This is a genomic window from Agromyces sp. CCNWLW203 (assembly GCF_036576125.1).
Taxonomy (GTDB): Bacteria; Actinomycetota; Actinomycetes; order Actinomycetales; family Microbacteriaceae; genus Agromyces.
Window position 1 is genome coordinate 25,741 of record NZ_JAZHYX010000009.1, and the last position, 18,815, is coordinate 44,555.

The following is an 18,815-nucleotide window of genomic DNA, read 5'->3' on the forward strand; positions in this document are numbered from 1 at the left end:
GTCGACGCCCGCCTGGTCTCCCGCTCGGCGGCCCGGTCGGCACCCCCATCGTCGGTGGTCGGCGGTAGCGTCGGCCCATGGAGCCGTTCAGCGTCGCCCCGTTCACGATCGGAATCGACGACGACGTGCTCGACGACCTGCGTCGACGCATCGAGCACCGCCGGCTGCCCCGGCCGACGCCGGGGGCGCCGTGGTCGGCAGGCACGGATCCCGCCGAGCTCGAGCGCCTGCTCGCGTACTGGGGCGGCGCGTTCGACTGGCGTGCGATCGAACGACGGCTGAACTCCGTACCGCAGTTCACCGCCGACGTCGGGGGCCGGGTGCACTTCGCCTGGATCCGCGCCGAGCGGCGCGATCCCGCGCCGATGCCCATCATCCTCAGCCACGGCTGGCCGTACACCTTCGCCGAGATGCTGCCGATCGCGGCGCACCTCGCGGATCCGGCGAACCACGGCGGCGGGCCGGGCGACGCCTTCGACGTCGTCATCCCGTCGCTGCCCGGCTTCGGGTTCTCGGAGGCCCCGGGCGAAGGGCGCTTCATCGCGAGCGAGATCGCCGAGCGCTGGCATGTGCTCATGCACGACGTGCTCGGCTACGAGCGCTATGCGACGTACGGCGAAGACGTCGGCACCTGGATCAGCGACTGGACGGCGGCGCTGCATCCGGAGTCGGTGCTCGGCCTCTTCGCGACCCATGCCGCCTTCCCGTCGGCCGAGCGCCGCGGCGACCTCACCGAGGAGGAGATCGGGTTCCGTGCGGGTCTCGATGCGAAGTGGCAGGGCGAGTCGGCCTACAGCGAGCTGCAGTCGACGAAGCCCGACACCCTCGCCGCGGCGCTGAACGATTCGCCCGCCGGTCTCGCGGCCTGGCTCGTCGAGAAGTTCCGCACCTGGAGCGGGAGCGATGCCGCCTACCGCGCCGCGTGGAGCGACGACGACGTGCTCACGACGGTCACCCTCTACTGGGTCACGCAGAGCATCGGCACCTCGTTCCGCGCGTACTTCGACGATCGCTTCGACACCGCGCCGATGCCGCTCGTCGAGGTGCCTGTGGGGGTCGCCGTGCAGTACCGCGAACACGGGTTCCCGCGGAGCTATGCCGCGCGCACCTACCGCGACATCCGCGCCTGGCAGCAGTTGCCGAGCGGCGGGCACTTCACCGCGAAGCAGTCACCTGGGCTCGTAGCCGCCGCGATGCGCGAGTTCTTCCGGCCGCTGCGGGGGTAGTCAGCCAGGTCAGCCCAGTTGGCCAGGTCAGCCCCAACTCGGCAGCCAGAAGTGCAGTTGCCGCAAGGTCGGCACGAGGGGCATGCCCGACCAGATCGGGAAGAAGAAGGCCGAGACGGCGAGCACGAACGCGAGGTAGATCACGACGACGGCGATACCGCGCTCGCGGCGCCAGCCCGGATCGTCGCGGCGCCCGAGCACGAGCCCGATCACGACGACCAGGGCGAGCACCATGAACGGTTCGAATGCGATCGAGTAGAACTGGAAGACCGTGCGGTTCAGGTAGCCGAGCCACGGCAGGTAGCCGGCCGCGAGACCGACGAGGATGAGGCCGACCTGCCACTCCCGGTAGCGCGCGAGGCGGTAGACCAGGTAGAGACATGCCGCTGCAGCAGCCCACCAGATGAGCGGGTTGCCGACCCCGATGATCGAGGACCAGCAGGTGTCGGCGCCGCAGCCCCCGGAGCCGTCCTCGGTCGAGGAGAAGTACATGTTCGTCGGGCGGATCATGAAGAGCCAGGTGAGCGGGTTGGACTGCCACGGATGCGGGCTGTGCACGCCGACGTGGTAGCCGTACGCGGCCTCGTGGTAGTGCCACAGGCTCTGCAGGGCGAGCGGAACCCACGAGAACATGCCGGTCGCGGCATTGCCGGCCTCTTCGGCCCAGTGCCGGTAGTAGCCGCCGTCGGTCACGAGCCAGCCGGTCCATGACGCGAGGTAGACGGCCGCGGCGACGGGCACGAGGAGGAGGAACGTGACCGGCCCCTGCTTCAGGATCGCCGCGGAGAGCCAGAACGGCACCCCGGCGCGGCGGCGAGCGACGGCGTCGACGATGACGAGGTAGATGCCGAACGCGGCGAGGAACCAGAGGCCCGACCACTTCACCGCGGTCGCGGCGCCGAACGCGACGCCGGCGGCGACCACCCACGGTCGGGCCCAGATCGCCGGTCCGTAGTGCGGATCGCGCCCCCAGCCGCGAGCGGCGGCCAGTCGTTCCTCGAGCAGCCGGCTCGTGCGCCCGCGATCGAGCAGCACGAACCAGAACCCGAGCAGGGCGAAGAGCATCACCCAGTTGTCGAGGAGCGCGACGCGCGACATCACGATCGCGTTGCCGTCGACCGCGAACAGCAGGCCGGCGATGACCGCGAGGATCGTGGAGGCGAAGAGGCGCCGCGCGATCATCGACAACAGGAAGACGGCGATCGTGCCCGCGAGCGCGGTGGACGCGCGCCACCAGAAGGCGTCGCCGGCGCCGAAGGCGATCATGCCGAGCGAGATCATCCACTTGCCGAGCGGGGGATGCACCACGTACGAGGCGGCGTCGTTGAAGATGCCGGTGTCGCCGGCCGCGAACTCGGCGTCGGCGCCCTCGGGCCAGCTCGACTCGTAGCCGTTCTGCAGCAGGGTCCACGCGTCCTTCACGTAGTACGTCTCGTCGAAGACGATCGCCTGCGGGTGGCCGAGGTTCCAGAAGCGCAGCACCGCAGCCAGGAGCGTGACGAGGATCGGGCCGCCCCAGTACCAGAGGCTCCGCCGTCGCGGTGTCGACAGCACGCGCGCCCACCAGTCCTCGAGCCGTGTGCCCCGGCGTTCGTCCACCGGATCCGGCTCCGCTCCCATGCGCCCAACCCTAAACGAGTTCGGCTGCCTCGCGAGTGCCATGCTTGAGAGCATGATCATCCTCGCGGCGACGCCCATCGGCAATCTCGGCGACGCCTCGGCACGTCTTCGCGACGCCCTCGAGGCGGCGACCGTCGTCGCCTCCGAAGACACCCGGGTGACGCAGCGACTGCTCGCCGGTCTCGGCATCGAGAACCGCCCGAGGCTCATCGCGCTGCACGAGCACAACGAGCGGCAGAAGGCGGCCGAACTCGTCGAGCTCGCCCGCGACACCGACCTGCTCGTGCTGAGCGACGCCGGCATGCCGACCGTGTCCGACCCCGGGTTCCCGCTCGTCGCCGCGGCCGCCGACGCGGGTGTCGAGGTCACGGCACTTCCGGGTCCGTCGGCCGTGATCACCGCGCTCGCCGTGTCGGGGCTGCCGACCGACCGGTTCGCGTTCGAGGGCTTCCTGCCGCGAAAGGCGGGGGAGCGCAGCCGTCGCCTCGCCGAGCTCGCGGGCGACCGCCGCACGCTGCTGTTCTTCGAGGGCCCGTCACGGCTCGCTGCGAGTCTCGCCGCGCTCGCCGAGGCGTTCGGCGCCGATCGGCCCGCAGCTGTCTGCCGCGAACTCACCAAGATGTACGAGGAGGTGCGTCGCGGCCCGCTCGGGGAACTCGCGACGTGGGCCGAAGGCGGCGTGCGCGGCGAGATCGTGATCGTGGTCGGCGGCGCGGCCGAGCAGGAGGCGAACCCCGAGAACGCGCTCGCGCGAGTGCTCGAGCTCGCGGCATCCGGAACCCGCCTGAAGGATGCCGCGGCGCTCGTCGCGGCGGAGAGCGGGCTCAGCACGCGCGATCTCTACGAGGCGGCGCTGCAGGCGCGCAAGCGCGGCTGACGCGGCCGGGGCCGCGTACGGCCTCCCCAGCCCGTCTACCGGTGGGGGCCGCATCGTGTCCAGCCCTGTCGGAAACGGCGGCGCAGGCGGAGAATGGCACTACCCCCCAAGAAGGGGTGGAGGTGCGAGATGACTCACGACCCGACTCACGACCTGGCGCACGTCGTCCGGTTCACGGCGCACGGCGGACCCGAGGTGCTCGAGATCGTCGAGGAGCCGATGCCGGTGCCCGGCGAGGGCGAAGTGCTCGTCGAGGTGTTCGCCACCGGGCTGAACCCCGTCGAGAGCTCGATCCGGCGCGGCGACCATCCCGAGCGCTGGCCCGTGAGCTTTCCGTCCGTGCAGGGCCGCGACCTCGCGGGCGTCGTCGCCGCGACCGGCCCCGGCGTCTCGTCGTTCTCGCACGGGGACGAGGTCATGGGCTTCGTCGATCGCGGCGCCCACGCGACCCATGTCGTCGTTCCCGAGTCGCAGCTGCTGCCGAAGCCGCCAGAGCTCACCTGGGAGGTGGCCGGATCGCTCTACGTCGCGGGCACGACCGCGTGGACGGCCGTCGAGGGGCTGGGGCTGACCCCGGCCGACACGGTCGTCATCACGGCGGCAGCGGGCGGTGTCGGATGTCTCGCGGCTCAGTTCGCCCGCATGCGTGGCGCCACCGTGATCGGTACGAGTGTCGAGACGCGATTCGACTTCCTACGGCAGTTCGGCGTGCTGCCCGTGGCCTACGGGCCGGATCTCGCCGAACGCGTGCGACCGATCGCCCCGGGGCCGATCACCGGCTTCCTCGACTTCCTCGGCGGCGAGACCGACGCGGCCGTCGCGCTCGGCGTGCCCCGTTCGCGGATCCTGACCGTGCTCGACTGGGATGCCGTCGACGACGAAGAGGCGGTCAAGCTCTACGCCGGCGACGTCGTGGCGCTCGGTCGCGTCGCGGCCCTCGTCGCGGCGCGGCGCGCACGACTGCCGATCGCCGACATCTTCCCGCTCGACTCCGTCGCCGACGCCTACCGGGCGCTCGACCGGCGCGAGGCTCCCGGCAAGATCGTGCTCGGCATGCGCATGGTCGGCTATCCGGCCCAGAAGGTGCAGGAGCCGGCCATCAAGGAGCAGGACGTGACGCTCGGGGTGGCGACCCCGCACGAGCACATGGAGGTGGAGGAGGCCGTGCCGCCGGCGATCCTCGACGGCAGCGTCCGGCGTCGCCGGCGTAACCGGGACTCCGGGACATCCGCTCGCCCTTGACTCCGACCGTGAAGCTGCGGCGTTCGCCGGCGCCGGCGTAACCGGGACTCCGGTGCATCCGCTCGCCCGTAGGATTGGGGAATGGCCGACGGCTCCTCGTTCTATATCACCACGCCCATTTTCTACGTGAATGACGTGCCCCACATCGGGCACGCCTACACCGAGGTCGCTGCCGACGTGCTCGCACGCTGGCACCGCCAGGCGGGCGACGACACCTGGATGCTCACGGGCACCGACGAGCACGGCCAGAAGATCCTGCGCACCGCGACCGCCAACGGCGTGACGCCGAAGCAGTGGGCCGACAAGCTCGTCGCCGAGGCGTGGATCCCGCTGCTCGAGACGGTCGACATCGCCAACGACGACTTCATCCGCACGACTGAAGAGCGGCACGAGGCGAACGTCCAGAAGTTCCTGCAGAAGCTCTACGACGACGGCCATATCTACACGGGCGAGTACGAGGGCTACTACTGCGTCGGCTGCGAGGAGTACAAGCAGCCGTCCGACCTCGTGCCGGGCACGGGGGAGTACGAGGGCCAGCAGGTCTGCGCGATCCACTCGAAGCCCGTCGAACTGCTGCACGAGAAGAACTACTTCTTCCGCATGTCGGCGTTCGCCGACAAGCTGCTCGCGCTCTACGAGGAGCGGGTCGGCTTCGTGCAGCCCGAGTCGGCGCGCAACGAGGTCGTCTCGTTCGTGAAGTCGGGTCTCGCCGACCTCTCGATCTCGCGGTCGACGTTCGACTGGGGCGTGAAGGTGCCGTGGGACGAGTCGCACGTCGTCTACGTGTGGTTCGACGCGCTCCTGAACTACATCACCGCGGTCGGCTACGGCCAGGACGACGAGGAGTTCGCCCGTCGCTGGCCCGCGCAGCACGTCGTCGGGAAAGACATCCTGCGCTTCCACGCCGTCATCTGGCCGGCCATGCTCATGGCGGCGGGCCTCGAGGTGCCGAAGGGCGTGTTCGGCCACGGCTGGCTGCTCGTCGGCGGCGAGAAGATGTCGAAGTCGAAGCTCACGGGCATCGCCCCCGAGCAGATCACCGAGACCTTCGGCTCCGACGCGTTCCGCTACTACTTCCTGCGCGCGATCGCGTTCGGTCAAGACGGCTCGTTCTCGTGGGAAGACCTGGCGGCGCGCTACCAGGCCGAGCTCGCGAACGGCTTCGGAAACCTCGCCTCGCGCGTGGTCGCGATGATCAATCGCTATTGCGACGGCGCGGTGCCCGCCGCCGGCACGCTGACGGCCGCCGACATCGAGATCGCGAGCGTCGAGCGCCGGGCGACGGATGCCTCGTGGGAGGCGATCGGCCGCCTCGCGATCCATGACGCGATCGGCGCCGCGTGGGAGCTCGTCGACGCCCTGAACGGCTACCTCACGATCGAGGAGCCGTGGAGCCTCGCGAAGGATCCGGCGCAGCGCGACCGCCTCGAGACGGTGCTCGCCACGGCGTATCACGGCCTCGGCACGCTCGCCGTGCTGCTCTCGCCGGTGCTGCCCGTCGCCACGGCGAAGCTCTGGACCGCGCTCGGCGCCCCCGGCACCGTGCAGGAGCAGCGCATCGACCAGGCCGACTCCTGGACGACCGGCACGCAGGTCACGGCGCTCGAGGCGCTCTTCCCGCGCGTCGAGGTCGCGGAGTGAGCTCGGCGTGACCGACGAGCCATCCGCGCACCTCCGCACCCGCTCCGACGGCGGCCGTGCCGCTGAATACCCGCCGGCCCCCGAGGCGCTGCCCGTGGCCGTCTACGACAACCACACGCACCTCGAGATCGCCGACGGCGCACTGCCGCTCGACGTGCACGAGCACCTCGAGCGCGCGGCATCCGTCGGCATCGCCGGGGCCGTGCAGATCGGCACGGACGTCGCGACGAGCATCTGGTCGGCCGAGGTCGCCGCGCGCGAGCCGCGACTGCTCGCAGCAGTGGCGCTGCACCCGAACGAGGCGCCCGAGCTCGAGGCTGCCGTTGGGGAGTCAGGCACCGGCCTCGACGACGCGCTCGCCGTGATCGACGAGCTCGCGGCCCGCCCGCGGGTGCGCGCGATCGGCGAGACCGGGCTCGACTTCTTCCGCACCGGTGAAGACGGCCGGGGCGCTCAGTTCCGGTCGTTCGAGGCCCATATCGACATCGCGAAGCGGCACGGGCTCGCGCTCCAGATCCACGACCGCGATGCGCACGACGACGTCGTGTCGACCCTGCGCCGCGTGGGCGCGCCCGAACGCACCGTCTTCCACTGTTTCTCAGGCGGCGAGGAGCTCGCCCGGCTCGCCGCCGACGAGGGCTGGTACCTCTCGTTCGCCGGCAACGTCACGTTCAAGAACGCCGAAAACCTCCGTGAGGCGCTGCGGGTCGCGCCGCGCGATCGCATCCTGGTCGAGACGGATGCCCCGTACCTGACGCCCGTGCCGCTCCGCGGCCGTCCGAACGCCCCGTACCTCGTGCCGCACACGGTGCGCTTCATGGCCGAGGTGCTCGGCGCCGACCTCGACGAGTTCTGCGAACAGCTCGCGGCGAACACGGTATCGGTGTACGGCTCGTGGAATGATGACCCCGTGACGGAGACGACGGCGTGAACGCGCATCGGCATGCCGCCGAGGGCGCCGAGGCCGAGCCGCGCCTGCTCGGGCCGGCCGAGATCCGCGACCTGGCCGCACTCCTCGACGTCACGCCGACGAAGAAGCTCGGCCAGAACTTCGTGCACGACGCGAACACCGTACGCCGTATCGTGCAGACGGCCGGCGTGCAGCCGGGCGAGACCGTACTCGAGATCGGGCCGGGGCTCGGCTCGCTGACGCTCGGACTGCTCGAGACCGGGGCATCCGTCATCGCCGTCGAGATCGACAAGCGCCTCGCCGCGCAGTTGCCGCATACGGCGACCATCATGCAGCCCGGCACCTCGCTCACGGTCGTGACCGAAGACGCGCTGCGCGTCACCGAACTGCCGGGCGACCCGGTGCGGCTCGTCGCGAACCTGCCGTACAACATCTCGGTGCCGGTGTTGCTGCACCTGCTCGAGCACTTCGACTCGCTGCAATCGGGCATCGTCATGGTGCAGGCCGAGGTCGGCTACCGGCTCGCGGCCGAGCCCGGCTCGAAGGTCTACGGCGCCCCGAGCGTCAAGGCCGCCTGGTATGGAAACTGGCGCACGGCCGGCCAGGTCTCGCGCATGGTCTTCTGGCCGGTGCCGAACGTCGACTCGGTGCTCGTGGGCTTCGAGCGAGCGGATGCCCCGGGCACCGAGGCCGAGCGCATCGCCACGTTCGCCCTCGTCGACGCGGCATTCCAGCAGCGGCGCAAGATGCTGCGCCAGTCGCTCTCGACGGTGCTCGGCGGCAGCTCCGCCCAGGCGTCGGCCGTGCTCGAGGCCGCGGGCGTCGACCCGCAGGAGCGCGGCGAGCAACTCACGGTCGCCGACTTCCTCCGCATCGCCCGCGCGGTCTGATCTCGCGCTAGCGTGGGTGCCGTGGGGACGCAGGGCACGGGGAACCAGGGCGTCGGCGGCAGCGCCGACGGCGTGGGCGATGACGCGGTCGTGAGCGCGACGGGCAGGTCGCGCGGCGACTGGTTCGCGCTGCTCGACGCCGCGGGCGCCACGGGGTGGAAGCATCAGGCGATCGCGAACTGGCTCGTGACCGAGCAGGGCGTGGACCCGTGGTGGGCGCAAGGCGTCACCGTCGGGTACGAGCAGGCCCGAGGCATCCGCCTGCCCGGACAGCGGCAGGACGGCACCTTCGAGGTGAGCGTCACGCGCACGATCCCGGGTGAGGTCGAACCGGCGCTGCGCGCCCTCGCCGAGGTCGTCACCGCACAGACCGGTGTGCAGCCGCTCGCCCTGAACCTCGCGGCGAAGTACCCGACCGCTCGCTTTCCGCTCGAGGGCGGCGAGTACCTGCTCGCGTCGGCGTCACCGCGGAGCGGCGGCAAGACCTCGATCGGTCTCGTGCGCGGGCGCATGCCGAACGGCGACGACCTCGCGGGCGCCAAGGCAACCCTGCGCGGCTGGCTCGACACCGTGACCGTCGAGCCGGTCGGTTAGCGTGGAGTCATGACGATCGCGGCGACCGACGAGGCAGTGCACGTTCGGGCACCCGGCAAGATCAACCTCTTCATGCGGGTCGGCGCCGTGCAGGGCGACGGCTACCACGACGTCGCCACCGCCTATCAGGCGGTCTCGCTCTACGAAGACGTGCGCGCCTGGCCCGACGACCGGTTCAGCGTCTCGTTCGGCGGCAGCGTCGACACCTCGGGGCTGCCGACCGATCGTTCGAACCTCGCCATCAAGGCCGCGAAGCTCCTCGCCCGAACCGCCGGCGTGCCGGGCGGCGTGCACCTCGAGATCGACAAGCACGTGCCGATCGCGGGCGGCATGGGCGGCGGGTCCGCGGATGCCGCGGCGACGCTCGTGGCCTGCGACGCGCTCTGGGGCACGGCGCTCCCGAAGGAGGAATTGCACGCCCTTGCCGCCAAGCTCGGCGCCGACGTGCCGTTCGCCCTCTCGGGCGGCACGGCGATCGGCACGGGGCGCGGCGATCAGCTGAGCCCCGCTCTTGCGACCGGGTCGTTCCATTGGGTGCTCGCGGTCGCGGAGTTCGGGCTGTCGACGCCCGCGGTCTACCAGGAGCTCGATCGCCAGCGCGAGTCGAGGCTCGGCCTCGTGCACGACGGCACGGCGCCGGTCGTCGACGCAGCGGTGCTGCAGGCGCTGCGCGCCGGCGACGCCCACCGCCTCGCGGAGTCGCTGCACAACGACCTCCAGGCGGCGGCGCTGAGCCTTGCCCCCGGCCTCGGCGGCATCCTCGACCTCGGCTCAGCGCACGGTGCGCTCGCGGGGCTCGTCTCGGGGTCGGGGCCGACCGTCGCGTTCCTCGTCGACGACACCGACTCGGCGCTCGAACTGCAGGTCGCCCTCTCGGCCGCGCGCCTGCGCGCCGTGCACGTGCACGGGCCCGTGCACGGGGCCCGCATCATCGCGGGTTGAGCTCCGGGCGACGTCCTGCGGCCTCGACTCCCTGGCAGGCGGAGCTCATCGGCTCAGCTGCGGCGGAACCCGACGCCCGCGCATTCGAGCGCGTGCCGCATCGCAACGCGAGCGTCGTCCGCAGCACCGGCAGCGCCGGGCGTCGTGGCGCTCGCCGTGAACGCATCGACGGCGCTCGCGCTGACCGCTCCGATGCAGGCGCCGAGGTGCGCCGCGTCGATCGCGCGCTCGCCGTAGCGCTCGCGGACCGCATCGAGGATGCGACCTTGGGTCGTGTGCAGGCGCACCGCGAGCGAGGGGGGGATCCCGCCCGAACGCCGGGCGAGTTCGGCCCTGATCGGAGCGAGCGCATCGGTGCCCGGGGTGCCGAGCGTCTCGACGAGCGAGCCGACGGCATGTTGCACGGCCGTCCAGGCATCGGCGGAGTCGGGAAGGGAGCCGACCGCATCGGCCGCGATGTCGAACGAGCGCTCGAGGTGGTGGAAGAGCACATCCTCCTTCGATGCGAAGTGCAGGAAGAAGGTGCGGGGGGCGACGTCGGCACGACCGGCGATCTCCGCGATCGTGGTCTGCGCGAAGCCGCGGGCGACGAACAGCTCGGTCGCCGCGGTCGCGATCGCGTCTCGCGTCGTCCGTCGCTTCCGCTCGCGGCGCCCGGTCTCGCGGGACGTTCCCTTGTCCACAGCGCCCCGCGCTGTGCCGCCGTTCGCTCCGCCTCGAGTCGTCATGGCTCGAGTTTACGGCGTCTGTACAGATATGCATGGATGCATAACTGCATTAATGCAATACTGGCGCAATGCGATCGACTGGTCATTCCGAACGGGTCTACGTGGTCACCGGTGCTGACAGCGGCATCGGTGCGCGAGTCGCCGAGATGCTCGCCGAGCGCGGCGCCCACGTCATCCGATGCGGGCTCGGCGACGGCGTCGAGGTGAACGCCGACCTCGCGCTGCCTCGGGGGCGTGCGCGGCTCGTCGAAGCAGTGCGCGCGCTCGCGCCGAGCGGTGTCGACGGACTCGCGCTCGTCGCTGGGGTCGGCGCCCCGTCAGCGCTCTCGGTGCGGCTGAACTTCTTCGGCACGATCGCCGTGGTCGAGGGGCTCCGCGAGTTGCTGGCGGCGTCCGCCGCACCGCGCGTCGTCGCCGTGTCCTCGGCGTCGGCTCTCTCGGCAGGCGACGACGCGCTCATCGAGACGATGCTCAGCGGTGACGAGCCGGGCGGGGTCGCGGCAGCCGACCGACTCGTCGCGGCCGGGCGGGGAAGCGTGATCTACCGTTCGACGAAGATCGCGCTCAATCGCTGGGTACGACGGCACGCGGGCGACGGGGAGTGGGCGGGACGCGGCATCCTGCTGAACGTGGTCGCCCCGGGCGTCGTCGCGACCGACACGACGATGTCGGCCGTGCTCGCGAGCGAGGCGCAGGCGAAGGTGCTCGCCACGGCACTGCCGCAGCCCCTCGGGATGCCGGGCCCCGTCGAACCGGTCGCCGAGCAGATCGCGTGGCTGCTCACGCCGTCGAGCGCGTTCACGACCGGGCAAGTCCTCTTCGTCGACGGCGGAGCCGACGTCGTGCTCCGCGGCGAGCGGCCCTACGCGCAGGGTGTGCGGTACGGCCCGCTCGCCATCGCACGGATGCTGTTCTGGTCGGCCGTCGCCCGAATGAAGGGCGGCCGCGACGGCGACTAGGCTCGGAGCGACATGGCACATCTCCTCGGCGCCGAGCGCCTGCACCTCGAATTCCCGACGCGCGTCGTCTTCGACGAGGTGACCCTCGGCATCGACGAGGGCGACCGCATCGGCGTCGTCGGCCGCAATGGCGATGGCAAGTCCACCCTCCTGAAGCTCCTCGACGGCCGCCTCACGGCCGATGGCGGCCGAGTCACGCACCGCCGCGGCATCCGCATCGGAACGCTCGACCAGTCCGACGTCGTCGACCCCGGCAAGACCGTCGCCGAGTTCGTCGTCGGCGGCATCGAGGAGCACGTCTGGGCGGGCGACGCGAAGGTGCGCGACGTCATCGCGGGCCTCCTGAGCGACGTGCCGTGGCACGGCCAGATCGCGAGCCTCTCGGGCGGCCAGCGCCGGCGCGTCGGCCTCGCAGCACTCCTCGTCGGCGACTGGGACGTCGTCTTCCTCGACGAGCCCACGAACCACCTCGACGTCGAGGGCATCGCCTGGCTCGCCGGGCACCTGAAGCGCCGCTGGCCCGCCGACTCCGGCGCGCTCGTCGTCGTGACCCACGACCGCTGGTTCCTCGACGAGGTCTGCACCGCCACGTGGGAGGTGCACGACGGCATCGTCGAGCCCTTCGAAGGCGGTTACGCGGCCTACGTGCTGCAGCGCGTCGAGCGCGACCGCTCCGCCGCGGCATCCGAGGCCAAGCGCCAGAACCTCATGCGCAAAGAACTGGCGTGGCTGCGCCGTGGCCCGCCTGCGCGCACCTCGAAGCCGAAGTTCCGCATCGACGCGGCGAACGAGCTCATCGCGAACGAGCCGCCCATTCGCAACAAGGTCGAGCTCGACCGGCTCGCCGTCTCCCGCCTCGGCAAGGACGTCGTCGACCTCATCGACGTCACCGTGCAGTTCCCGATGGTGGACCCCGTCTCGGGCGAGCCGGCGACCCGCACGGTGCTGCACGATGTCGAGTGGCGCATCGCTCCCGGTGAGCGCACGGGCATCCTCGGCGTCAACGGTGCCGGCAAGTCGACGCTGCTCGGACTCGTCACGGGTGCCGTCGAACCGACGAGCGGCCGCGTCAAGCGCGGCAAGACCGTGCGCATCGCGACCCTCAGCCAGGAGCTGAACGAGCTCACCGAGTGGGCCGACTCCCGCGTCTCGGCGGTCGTCGCCGAGCAGCGTTCGAGCTACCAGGTGGGCGACAAGGAGATGACGCCCGGGCAGTTGCTCGAGCGCCTCGGCTTCACGACGGCGCAGCTGTCGACCCCCGTGAAGAACCTCTCGGGCGGTCAGAAGCGCCGCCTGCAGCTCCTGCTCATCCTGTTGCAGGAACCGAACGTGCTGATCCTCGACGAGCCGACGAACGACCTCGACACCGACATGCTCGCCGCCATCGAAGACCTCCTCGACTCGTGGCCCGGCACCCTGCTCGTCGTCTCGCACGACCGTTACCTCATCGAGCGCGTCACCGACCGCCAGTTCGCCATCCTCGACGGGCACCTGCGCGACCTGCCGAGAGGCGTCGAGCAGTACCTCGAACTGCGACGGGCAGCGGATGCCTCGGCGCCCGCGTCGCCGGCACCGGGCACGCCCGCCGGGCAGCAGTCGAGCGCCGCAGCTCCGGCCGCCGGGCGCGCCGCCGGCGGCCCGGCCCCGCTCGCGGGCGCCGACAAGCGCAACGCCGAGAAGGAGCTCGCCTCGATCGACCGGAAGCTCGAGAAGCTCTCGACTCAGATCGCCGCGGCGCACGAGAAGCTCGCGGTGCACGACCAGGGCGACTACGTGGGTCTTTCGGCGCTCGGCGACTCGCTGCGCGAGCTCGAGGCATCCGTCGCCGACCTCGAGACCCGCTGGCTCGAAGTTTCCGAGTCGCTCGAGGCATAATCTCGCAGAAGCTGTGACGCACTGTGACCCGGGCGTCAATCGGGCAAAGAATCTTCGCTTAGCGTTGTTCCTGCACCCGCGATCGCGGCATCGAAGCCCCCCACCGAAAACCACGTGTGGCGGAGCCATGCCTGCTCCACGCCAACAGCACCCGATCGCGTGCACCTCAGCGAAAGGGAACCACCATGTCACGTCAGCACCCGTCCTCACGTCAGACGAAGCTCATCGCCGCACTCGCAGCGGTGCCGCTCGTCTTCGGCCTCGCCTCCTGCGCCGCTCCGGCCGCCGGTGAGGGCGATGCCGCGAACGACGTCATCAAGATCGGCGTCGTCGGCAAGGCCGACCCGCAGTGGACCGCGTTCGAAGAGGCCGCCGCCGACGAGGGCATCGAGATCGAGATCATCGACTTCTCCGACTACGCCCAGCCGAACCCGGCGACCACCGAGGGCGAGCTCGACCTGAACCAGTTCCAGCACATCGTCTACCTCGCCGACTACAACGTGTCGGCCGGTGAAGACCTCGCACCCATCGGCGCGACCGCGATCTACCCGCTCGGCCTCTATTCGACGAAGTACGACTCGGTGAAGGCCATCCCCGAGGGCGAGACTGTTGCCGTGCCGAACGACGCCTCGAACCAGGCGCGAGCCCTGCTCGTGCTGCAGTCGGCCGGGCTCATCGAACTCAAGAGCGGCGGCACGATCTTCTCCGACCTCGCCGACGTCGACGAGGCGAAGTCGAAGGTCAAGGTCACCGCGCTCGAGGCCTCGCTCACGCCCACCTCGCTGCCCGACCTCGCCGCGGCCGTCATCAACAACGACTTCGTCGAAGACGCCGGCCTCACCTTCGAGGACGCGATCGCGCAGGACGACCCGAGCGACCCGAATGCGCTGCCCTACGTCAACATCTTCGCGACGCGCGCCGACGACAAGGACAACGCGACGTACCTGAAGCTCATCGAGATCTTCCAGACCGACCCCGAGGTGCAGGCCGGCCTCCTCGAGGCATCCGGCGGAACCGGCGTCGCGCTGCAGACGCCCGTCGCCGACCTCGAGAAGTCGCTCAGCAAGGTCGAGGCCGACACCGCGGCCGCCAAGGGCTGATCGCGTTCGCGCGTTCGCGCGTTCCGCACCCGCCGTTCGGGCGGTGAGCACCGCACCGGTGCTCACCGCCCCGTTCGCGTTCACGCATTCTGCGTCGCAGAGGAGAACACCATGGCGCTCGTCGCCCTGCGCAACGTCACCAAGACGTACCCGGCACCCGAGAAGGGCGCCCAGCCCGTCGTCGCGATCGACGACGTGAGCCTCGAGATCGAACCCGGTGACGTGTACGGCATCATCGGATACTCGGGCGCCGGCAAGTCCACGCTCGTGCGACTCGTGAACGCGCTCGAACCCGCGACCTCGGGCTCGATCGAGGTCGACGGCCGAGAGATCACGACCATGCCCGAGCGCGAGCTCCGCGGCATCCGTCTCGGCATCGGCATGATCTTCCAGCAGTTCAACCTCTTCAACTCGAAGACCGTGTGGGCGAACATCGCGTATCCACTCACGGTGGCGGGGGCGACGAAGAGCGAGATCGCCGCTCGCGTCGCCGAGCTGCTCGAGTTCGTCGGCCTCACCGACAAGGCGAAGAGCTACCCCGACCAGCTCTCGGGCGGGCAGAAGCAGCGCGTCGGCATCGCCCGCGCGCTCGCGACCTCGCCGCGGCTGCTGCTCGCCGACGAGGCGACGAGCGCCCTCGACCCCGAGACGACGCAGGAGGTGCTGGCGCTCCTGAAGCGGGTCAACCGCGAGTTCGGCGTCACCATCATCGTCATCACTCACGAGATGGACGTGATCCAGTCCATCGCGACGAAGGTCGCGGTCATGGACGGAGGGCGCGTGATCGAGCACGGCGACGTGTTCGACGTGTTCTCGAATCCGCAGAACCCGTCGTCGCAGCGCTTCGTCGGCACCGTCGTGAAGGGCATCCCGTCGCCCGCCGAGCTCGACGTGCTGCGAGAGCGCCACGAGGGACGCATCGTCACGATCTCGTTCCGCGACGGCGACGCCTCGCAGGCCGCGGTCTTCGTCGCGCTCGCGACCGCCGGCGTCGAGTTCGAACTCGTCTACGGCGGCATCAACGACATCCAGGGCCGGGCGTTCGGACACCTCACGCTCGCGATCAGGGGCGCGGATGCCGCGGTCGACGCCGTGCTCGCCGAGATATCCGGTCGCGTCGACGTGACGGAGGTGTCGTGATGGATCGCCTGTTCGAACTCGGGCCCGAATTCTGGGTCGCCGCCGTCGAGACGCTCTATATGGTCGCTCTCACGCTGCTCTTCGGCGGCATCGCGGGGCTGCTGCTCGGCATGGTGCTCTACACGACGCGCCCCGGCAGCCTGCTGTCGAACCGCGTGGTGTTCAACGTCGTGAACGTCGTGATCAACTTCTTCCGGCCGATCCCGTTCATCATCTTCATCGCGGCGGTGCAGCCGCTCGCGCGGTATGTGATCGGCACGGGCATCGGCAACGACGCGCTCGTCTTCGCACTCTCGATCGCCGCGTCGTTCGCGATCGCGCGCATCGTCGAGCAGAACCTGCTCACCGTCACCCCGGGTGTCATCGAGGCCGCCCGCGCGATGGGCGCCGGTCCGATCCGGATCCTCCGCACGGTCGTGCTGCCAGAGGCGCTCGGTCCCCTCATCCTCGGCTACACGTTCGTGCTCGTCGCGATCATCGACATGACCGCGGTCGCGGGCTTCATCGGCGGCGGTGGGCTCGGCACCTTCGCCCAGGTCTACGGCTACCGTCAGTTCGAACCGGTGATCACGTGGGCGGCGATCATCCTCATCGTCGTGTTCGTGCAGTGCGTGCAGTTCCTCGGGAACTGGTTGGCCCGCAAGGTCATGCGTCGATGAGGTCGTGCGCCGATCGGGCTACTACACATTCGGCAGCTCCGTTTGAGGTGACTGCTCCTCGACAGCCGGGCGCATCTTGGAGCCGTCCACATTCGAGTTCGGCTGCGATTCTCCGCGCGCCTCGCCGACGACGATCGACGCATGACCAGATTCAACGTCGAAGCGGCGACCCGTATGCCCATTCCCACCGACCACGACGTGCAGGAGCGGGTCGCGAGCCTGCTCGAGTGTGCGCTCCGCCGCCAGTGGTGGACTCTGTACCTCGATGAGAACGACGTGCAGCTCCCGATCCTCATGCCCATGGCGGGATACCCGGACTCGCCCGATGAGCCCGTGCCGGAGAGCGGCACGGCCGCTGCGCTGCTTGCGAACCGACTGTCGATGGTCGTCGACGAGGTCGGTGCGGCGAAGCTCGTGTTCGTGTGGGAACGACCGGGCGGTGCCGAGTCGACCGAGGCCGATCGAGCCTGGGCGCGTGCGCTGGGTGAGGCGTGCCGGGCCGAAGGGCTTGCGGTGCGCGCGCAGCTGATCCTTCACGACGCCGGTGTTCGGTGGTTCGCGCGTGACGACTACGCGTGAACGCTCGGCGCGGCGCAGGCGAGATCGCAGCGGGGTCGCCGCAGCGGAAGCACCACTTCGTGACCACCACGTCGCGACCACCGCTCGACCACCACGTCGTGACCATTACGACGGAGCTATCACAACGGAGTCATCGCTTCACCGCTGCCCATGGCACGTTCTGCCACTGCGGAACCACCCACCGTTCGTGCTCACCACTCGCGTCGTCAGAACGGTGGATCTTCGGCGAACCTGCTCTGCGCTACGGCATCAGGGCTCTGCGTCAGCGGAGGTGCTGCGGCGATCGGCGGGCCATCCGCTCGAGCCGTCATCGTGCGTACCGGATGGGTTCGATGCACCCGGCCTGACGGCGAGGTCCACTCGAGTACGGCGCCGTCGAGATGTCGCATCGACCATGACGTCTCGTGCTTGAGGTGATGGTGGAGCGGGCAGAGGTGGGCCAGGTTGTCGAAGGCCGTTCGCCCGTCGTCGGCCCAATCGATGCCGTGGTCGAGTTCGCTGCGACTGGCGTTGCGATTGCAGCCCGGGAACCGGCAGGTGCCATCGCGCACCTGCAGCCAGCGCTTCAGATCGGCGGGCGGGCGGTAACTTCTGCGATCGACGTCGAGCACCGTGCCGCTCACCGGATCGGTGAGCAGCCGTACGAAAGTAGGAGCCTCGGCCGCGAGCCGGAGCGCCGTCTCGGGGTCGATCGGGCCATAGCCGTCGAGGAGGGCCGGCTCTGTCGAGGAGCCCATGAGCGTCAGCACCGGAACGGTGAGGTGAACGCTCGGCCGCACGCGACCGCAGGCGGCGGCGAACGCGGAGTCGTCGCCGAGCCCGCCGAACAGCAGCAGATCGCGGAGCGCATCCGCACGGATCTGGTCGTTCGTCAGGGCGACGACTCGCGCGGCACGCTCGGCGGGCCGAGCGTGTTCGGTGGCCGCGGCATCTTCGGCGGTCTCACCACCCGCGCCGGTCACGGCATCTTCGTGCGGCAGGTCGGGTTCGGCGCCGTCGGCAGGTGCGGCGTGCTCGTCGGGCGCCTCTCGCCGGACGCTCGTAGAACCGAGACGGCTCGCATCGGGAGAGTATTCGCCGGCCTCGCGAGCGACACGATCGAGGCGGTCTTTGATGAGGAGCGCGTCGGCAGCCGGCAGGAGGGCGTGCAGCCATGCCATGCCATCGAGTGCGGGTTCGATCTCGACGCGGCGCTTCTGGCGGGCAGCCAGGTGACGATCGGCGAGCGACCGGGCCTGCAGCTCTTCGCGCAGCGAGCGGGCCTTGCGGCGTACGGTGGCCGCGGTGTGATCGGCCGCGAATCGCGCGAGCTGCTCGTCGAGCTCAGCCCGAACGAGCGGGTCGGCGTCGAGCTCGGCAACGGCCTCGACGATGACCCGTGCATGCTGCAGGCTGAGGGATCCACTTCGGAGCGACGACAACGTGGCGGGAAGTTGCGTCGACAACGCCCATGCGTCGTCGATCTGACGCTGCATGGTGCTCTCGGGGACGCGCAGGGCGGTCGCGAGCTCGGCGGTGACGCTGCGGCGCGCCATCTCTCGGCGTCTCGACGGTGAGAGCCTCGGGGAGACGAATGCCTGCTCGGCGCGAAGTGCGAACGACACCGCCAGGAAGACAACGTCGACCCGCATCGCTGCGTTCATCGCCTCGATTCGCTGCGCCTGAACCGCGGCATCGACGAGTTGCGCCAGGCCGTCTTGCGCCAGTGCATACGGCGATCGTTCTCGATCGGCGCTCCGGTCGCCCTCGCTCGCCGTAATGCCAGATGAGCTGGCGTTTACGAGTGCGATCGGCATGATGTCATTCTATCAAGAATCGAACGTATGTTCGAGC

Annotated in this window: 17 protein-coding genes; 14 read left to right on the plus strand and 3 right to left on the minus strand. The window is 70.2% G+C overall.

Annotated elements, in window-relative coordinates:
* Positions 1-77: 77 nt before the first annotated feature.
* Complete coding sequence (locus VPH61_RS17880; protein ID WP_332064871.1) at positions 78-1,226, plus strand: epoxide hydrolase family protein; 1,149 nt, start codon at positions 78-80, stop codon at positions 1,224-1,226.
* Positions 1,227-1,253: 27 nt separating this feature from the next.
* Here the strand turns inward: VPH61_RS17880 and VPH61_RS17885 are convergent, their stop codons facing one another.
* A complete protein-coding gene (locus VPH61_RS17885) occupies positions 1,254-2,846 on the minus strand; it encodes a dolichyl-phosphate-mannose--protein mannosyltransferase (protein WP_332064872.1) in 1,593 nt (530 codons plus the stop codon).
* Between the two features lie 52 nt (positions 2,847-2,898).
* Here VPH61_RS17885 and rsmI point away from each other — a divergent pair, with 52 nt between their 5' ends.
* The 7 genes from rsmI to VPH61_RS17920 all read left to right on the plus strand — a co-directional run bounded on the left by rsmI (position 2,899) and on the right by VPH61_RS17920 (position 9,942).
* Positions 2,899-3,723, plus strand: coding sequence for a 16S rRNA (cytidine(1402)-2'-O)-methyltransferase (gene rsmI / locus VPH61_RS17890; RefSeq protein ID WP_332064873.1), 825 nt, complete (start codon positions 2,899-2,901; stop codon positions 3,721-3,723).
* Positions 3,724-3,852: 129 nt separating this feature from the next.
* Complete coding sequence (locus tag VPH61_RS17895; RefSeq protein WP_332064874.1) at positions 3,853-4,965, plus strand: NADP-dependent oxidoreductase; 1,113 nt, start codon at positions 3,853-3,855, stop codon at positions 4,963-4,965.
* Positions 4,966-5,046: 81 nt separating this feature from the next.
* Positions 5,047-6,606 (plus strand): methionine--tRNA ligase, encoded by a 1,560-nt coding sequence (metG, locus tag VPH61_RS17900; RefSeq protein WP_332064875.1) that lies wholly within the window; start codon positions 5,047-5,049, stop codon positions 6,604-6,606.
* Between the two features lie 7 nt (positions 6,607-6,613).
* On the plus strand, positions 6,614-7,537 hold the full coding sequence (locus VPH61_RS17905) for a TatD family hydrolase (protein WP_332064876.1): 924 nt from the start codon (positions 6,614-6,616) through the stop codon (positions 7,535-7,537).
* Positions 7,534-8,406, plus strand: a complete 873-nt coding sequence (gene rsmA / locus VPH61_RS17910) for a 16S rRNA (adenine(1518)-N(6)/adenine(1519)-N(6))-dimethyltransferase RsmA (RefSeq protein ID WP_332064877.1) — start codon at positions 7,534-7,536, stop codon at positions 8,404-8,406. Before VPH61_RS17905 ends, rsmA begins: the two co-directional genes overlap by 4 nt.
* Positions 8,407-8,427: 21 nt before the next feature.
* Positions 8,428-9,000: a hypothetical protein gene (locus VPH61_RS17915; RefSeq protein WP_332064878.1), complete on the plus strand. Its 573-nt coding sequence runs from the start codon at positions 8,428-8,430 to the stop codon at positions 8,998-9,000.
* Positions 9,001-9,009: 9 nt separating this feature from the next.
* Positions 9,010-9,942 carry a 4-(cytidine 5'-diphospho)-2-C-methyl-D-erythritol kinase gene (locus tag VPH61_RS17920; protein WP_332064879.1) on the plus strand — a complete coding sequence of 311 codons (933 nt, stop codon included), beginning with the start codon at positions 9,010-9,012 and terminating at the stop codon, positions 9,940-9,942.
* A 53-nt stretch (positions 9,943-9,995) separates the two neighbouring features.
* On the opposite strand, the gene VPH61_RS17925 is transcribed toward VPH61_RS17920, so the two are convergent.
* Entirely contained in the window at positions 9,996-10,670 is a 675-nt protein-coding gene (locus VPH61_RS17925) for a TetR/AcrR family transcriptional regulator (protein WP_332064880.1), read from the minus strand.
* Between the two features lie 68 nt (positions 10,671-10,738).
* On the opposite strand from VPH61_RS17925, the gene VPH61_RS17930 reads away from it, so the two are divergent.
* The 6 genes from VPH61_RS17930 (at position 10,739) to VPH61_RS17955 (ending at position 16,982) form a co-directional block, all read left to right on the plus strand.
* Positions 10,739-11,629 carry an SDR family oxidoreductase gene (locus VPH61_RS17930; protein WP_332064881.1) on the plus strand — a complete coding sequence of 297 codons (891 nt, stop codon included), beginning with the start codon at positions 10,739-10,741 and terminating at the stop codon, positions 11,627-11,629.
* Positions 11,630-11,641: 12 nt separating this feature from the next.
* On the plus strand, positions 11,642-13,504 hold the full coding sequence (locus VPH61_RS17935; RefSeq protein WP_332064882.1) for an ABC-F family ATP-binding cassette domain-containing protein: 1,863 nt from the start codon (positions 11,642-11,644) through the stop codon (positions 13,502-13,504).
* A 185-nt stretch (positions 13,505-13,689) separates the two neighbouring features.
* The gene (locus VPH61_RS17940) at positions 13,690-14,604 is read left to right on the plus strand and encodes a MetQ/NlpA family ABC transporter substrate-binding protein (RefSeq protein WP_332064883.1); all 915 of its coding nucleotides are present in this window, start codon (positions 13,690-13,692) and stop codon (positions 14,602-14,604) included.
* Positions 14,605-14,715: 111 nt separating this feature from the next.
* On the plus strand, positions 14,716-15,744 hold the full coding sequence (locus tag VPH61_RS17945; protein WP_332064884.1) for a methionine ABC transporter ATP-binding protein: 1,029 nt from the start codon (positions 14,716-14,718) through the stop codon (positions 15,742-15,744).
* Entirely contained in the window at positions 15,744-16,403 is a 660-nt protein-coding gene (locus VPH61_RS17950) for a methionine ABC transporter permease (RefSeq protein WP_332064885.1), read from the plus strand. Before VPH61_RS17945 ends, VPH61_RS17950 begins: the two co-directional genes overlap by 1 nt.
* Positions 16,404-16,544: 141 nt before the next feature.
* Complete coding sequence (locus VPH61_RS17955; RefSeq protein WP_332064886.1) at positions 16,545-16,982, plus strand: hypothetical protein; 438 nt, start codon at positions 16,545-16,547, stop codon at positions 16,980-16,982.
* Between the two features lie 206 nt (positions 16,983-17,188).
* On the opposite strand, the gene VPH61_RS17960 is transcribed toward VPH61_RS17955, so the two are convergent.
* The gene (locus tag VPH61_RS17960) at positions 17,189-18,778 is read right to left on the minus strand and encodes an HNH endonuclease signature motif containing protein (RefSeq protein WP_332064887.1); all 1,590 of its coding nucleotides are present in this window, start codon (positions 18,776-18,778) and stop codon (positions 17,189-17,191) included.
* Positions 18,779-18,815 lie beyond the last annotated feature (37 nt).

What these genes read in the sequence shown, in the direction of transcription:
- VPH61_RS17895 (WP_332064874.1), top strand. Translation starts at nt 3,853, where the DNA reads ATGACTCACGACCCGACTCACGACCTGGCGCACGTCGTCCGGTTCACG.
- VPH61_RS17935 (WP_332064882.1), top strand. Translation starts at nt 11,642, where the DNA reads ATGGCACATCTCCTCGGCGCCGAGCGCCTGCACCTCGAATTCCCGACG.
- rsmI (WP_332064873.1), top strand. Translation starts at nt 2,899, where the DNA reads ATGATCATCCTCGCGGCGACGCCCATCGGCAATCTCGGCGACGCCTCG.
- VPH61_RS17940 (WP_332064883.1), top strand. Translation starts at nt 13,690, where the DNA reads ATGTCACGTCAGCACCCGTCCTCACGTCAGACGAAGCTCATCGCCGCA.
- VPH61_RS17955 (WP_332064886.1), top strand. Translation starts at nt 16,545, where the DNA reads ATGACCAGATTCAACGTCGAAGCGGCGACCCGTATGCCCATTCCCACC.
- VPH61_RS17885 (WP_332064872.1), bottom strand. Translation starts at nt 2,846, where the DNA reads ATGGGAGCGGAGCCGGATCCGGTGGACGAACGCCGGGGCACACGGCTC.
- VPH61_RS17930 (WP_332064881.1), top strand. Translation starts at nt 10,739, where the DNA reads ATGCGATCGACTGGTCATTCCGAACGGGTCTACGTGGTCACCGGTGCT.
- VPH61_RS17925 (WP_332064880.1), bottom strand. Translation starts at nt 10,670, where the DNA reads ATGACGACTCGAGGCGGAGCGAACGGCGGCACAGCGCGGGGCGCTGTG.
- VPH61_RS17960 (WP_332064887.1), bottom strand. Translation starts at nt 18,778, where the DNA reads ATGCCGATCGCACTCGTAAACGCCAGCTCATCTGGCATTACGGCGAGC.
- VPH61_RS17945 (WP_332064884.1), top strand. Translation starts at nt 14,716, where the DNA reads ATGGCGCTCGTCGCCCTGCGCAACGTCACCAAGACGTACCCGGCACCC.
- VPH61_RS17920 (WP_332064879.1), top strand. Translation starts at nt 9,010, where the DNA reads ATGACGATCGCGGCGACCGACGAGGCAGTGCACGTTCGGGCACCCGGC.
- metG (WP_332064875.1), top strand. Translation starts at nt 5,047, where the DNA reads ATGGCCGACGGCTCCTCGTTCTATATCACCACGCCCATTTTCTACGTG.
- VPH61_RS17880 (WP_332064871.1), top strand. Translation starts at nt 78, where the DNA reads ATGGAGCCGTTCAGCGTCGCCCCGTTCACGATCGGAATCGACGACGAC.
- VPH61_RS17950 (WP_332064885.1), top strand. Translation starts at nt 15,744, where the DNA reads ATGGATCGCCTGTTCGAACTCGGGCCCGAATTCTGGGTCGCCGCCGTC.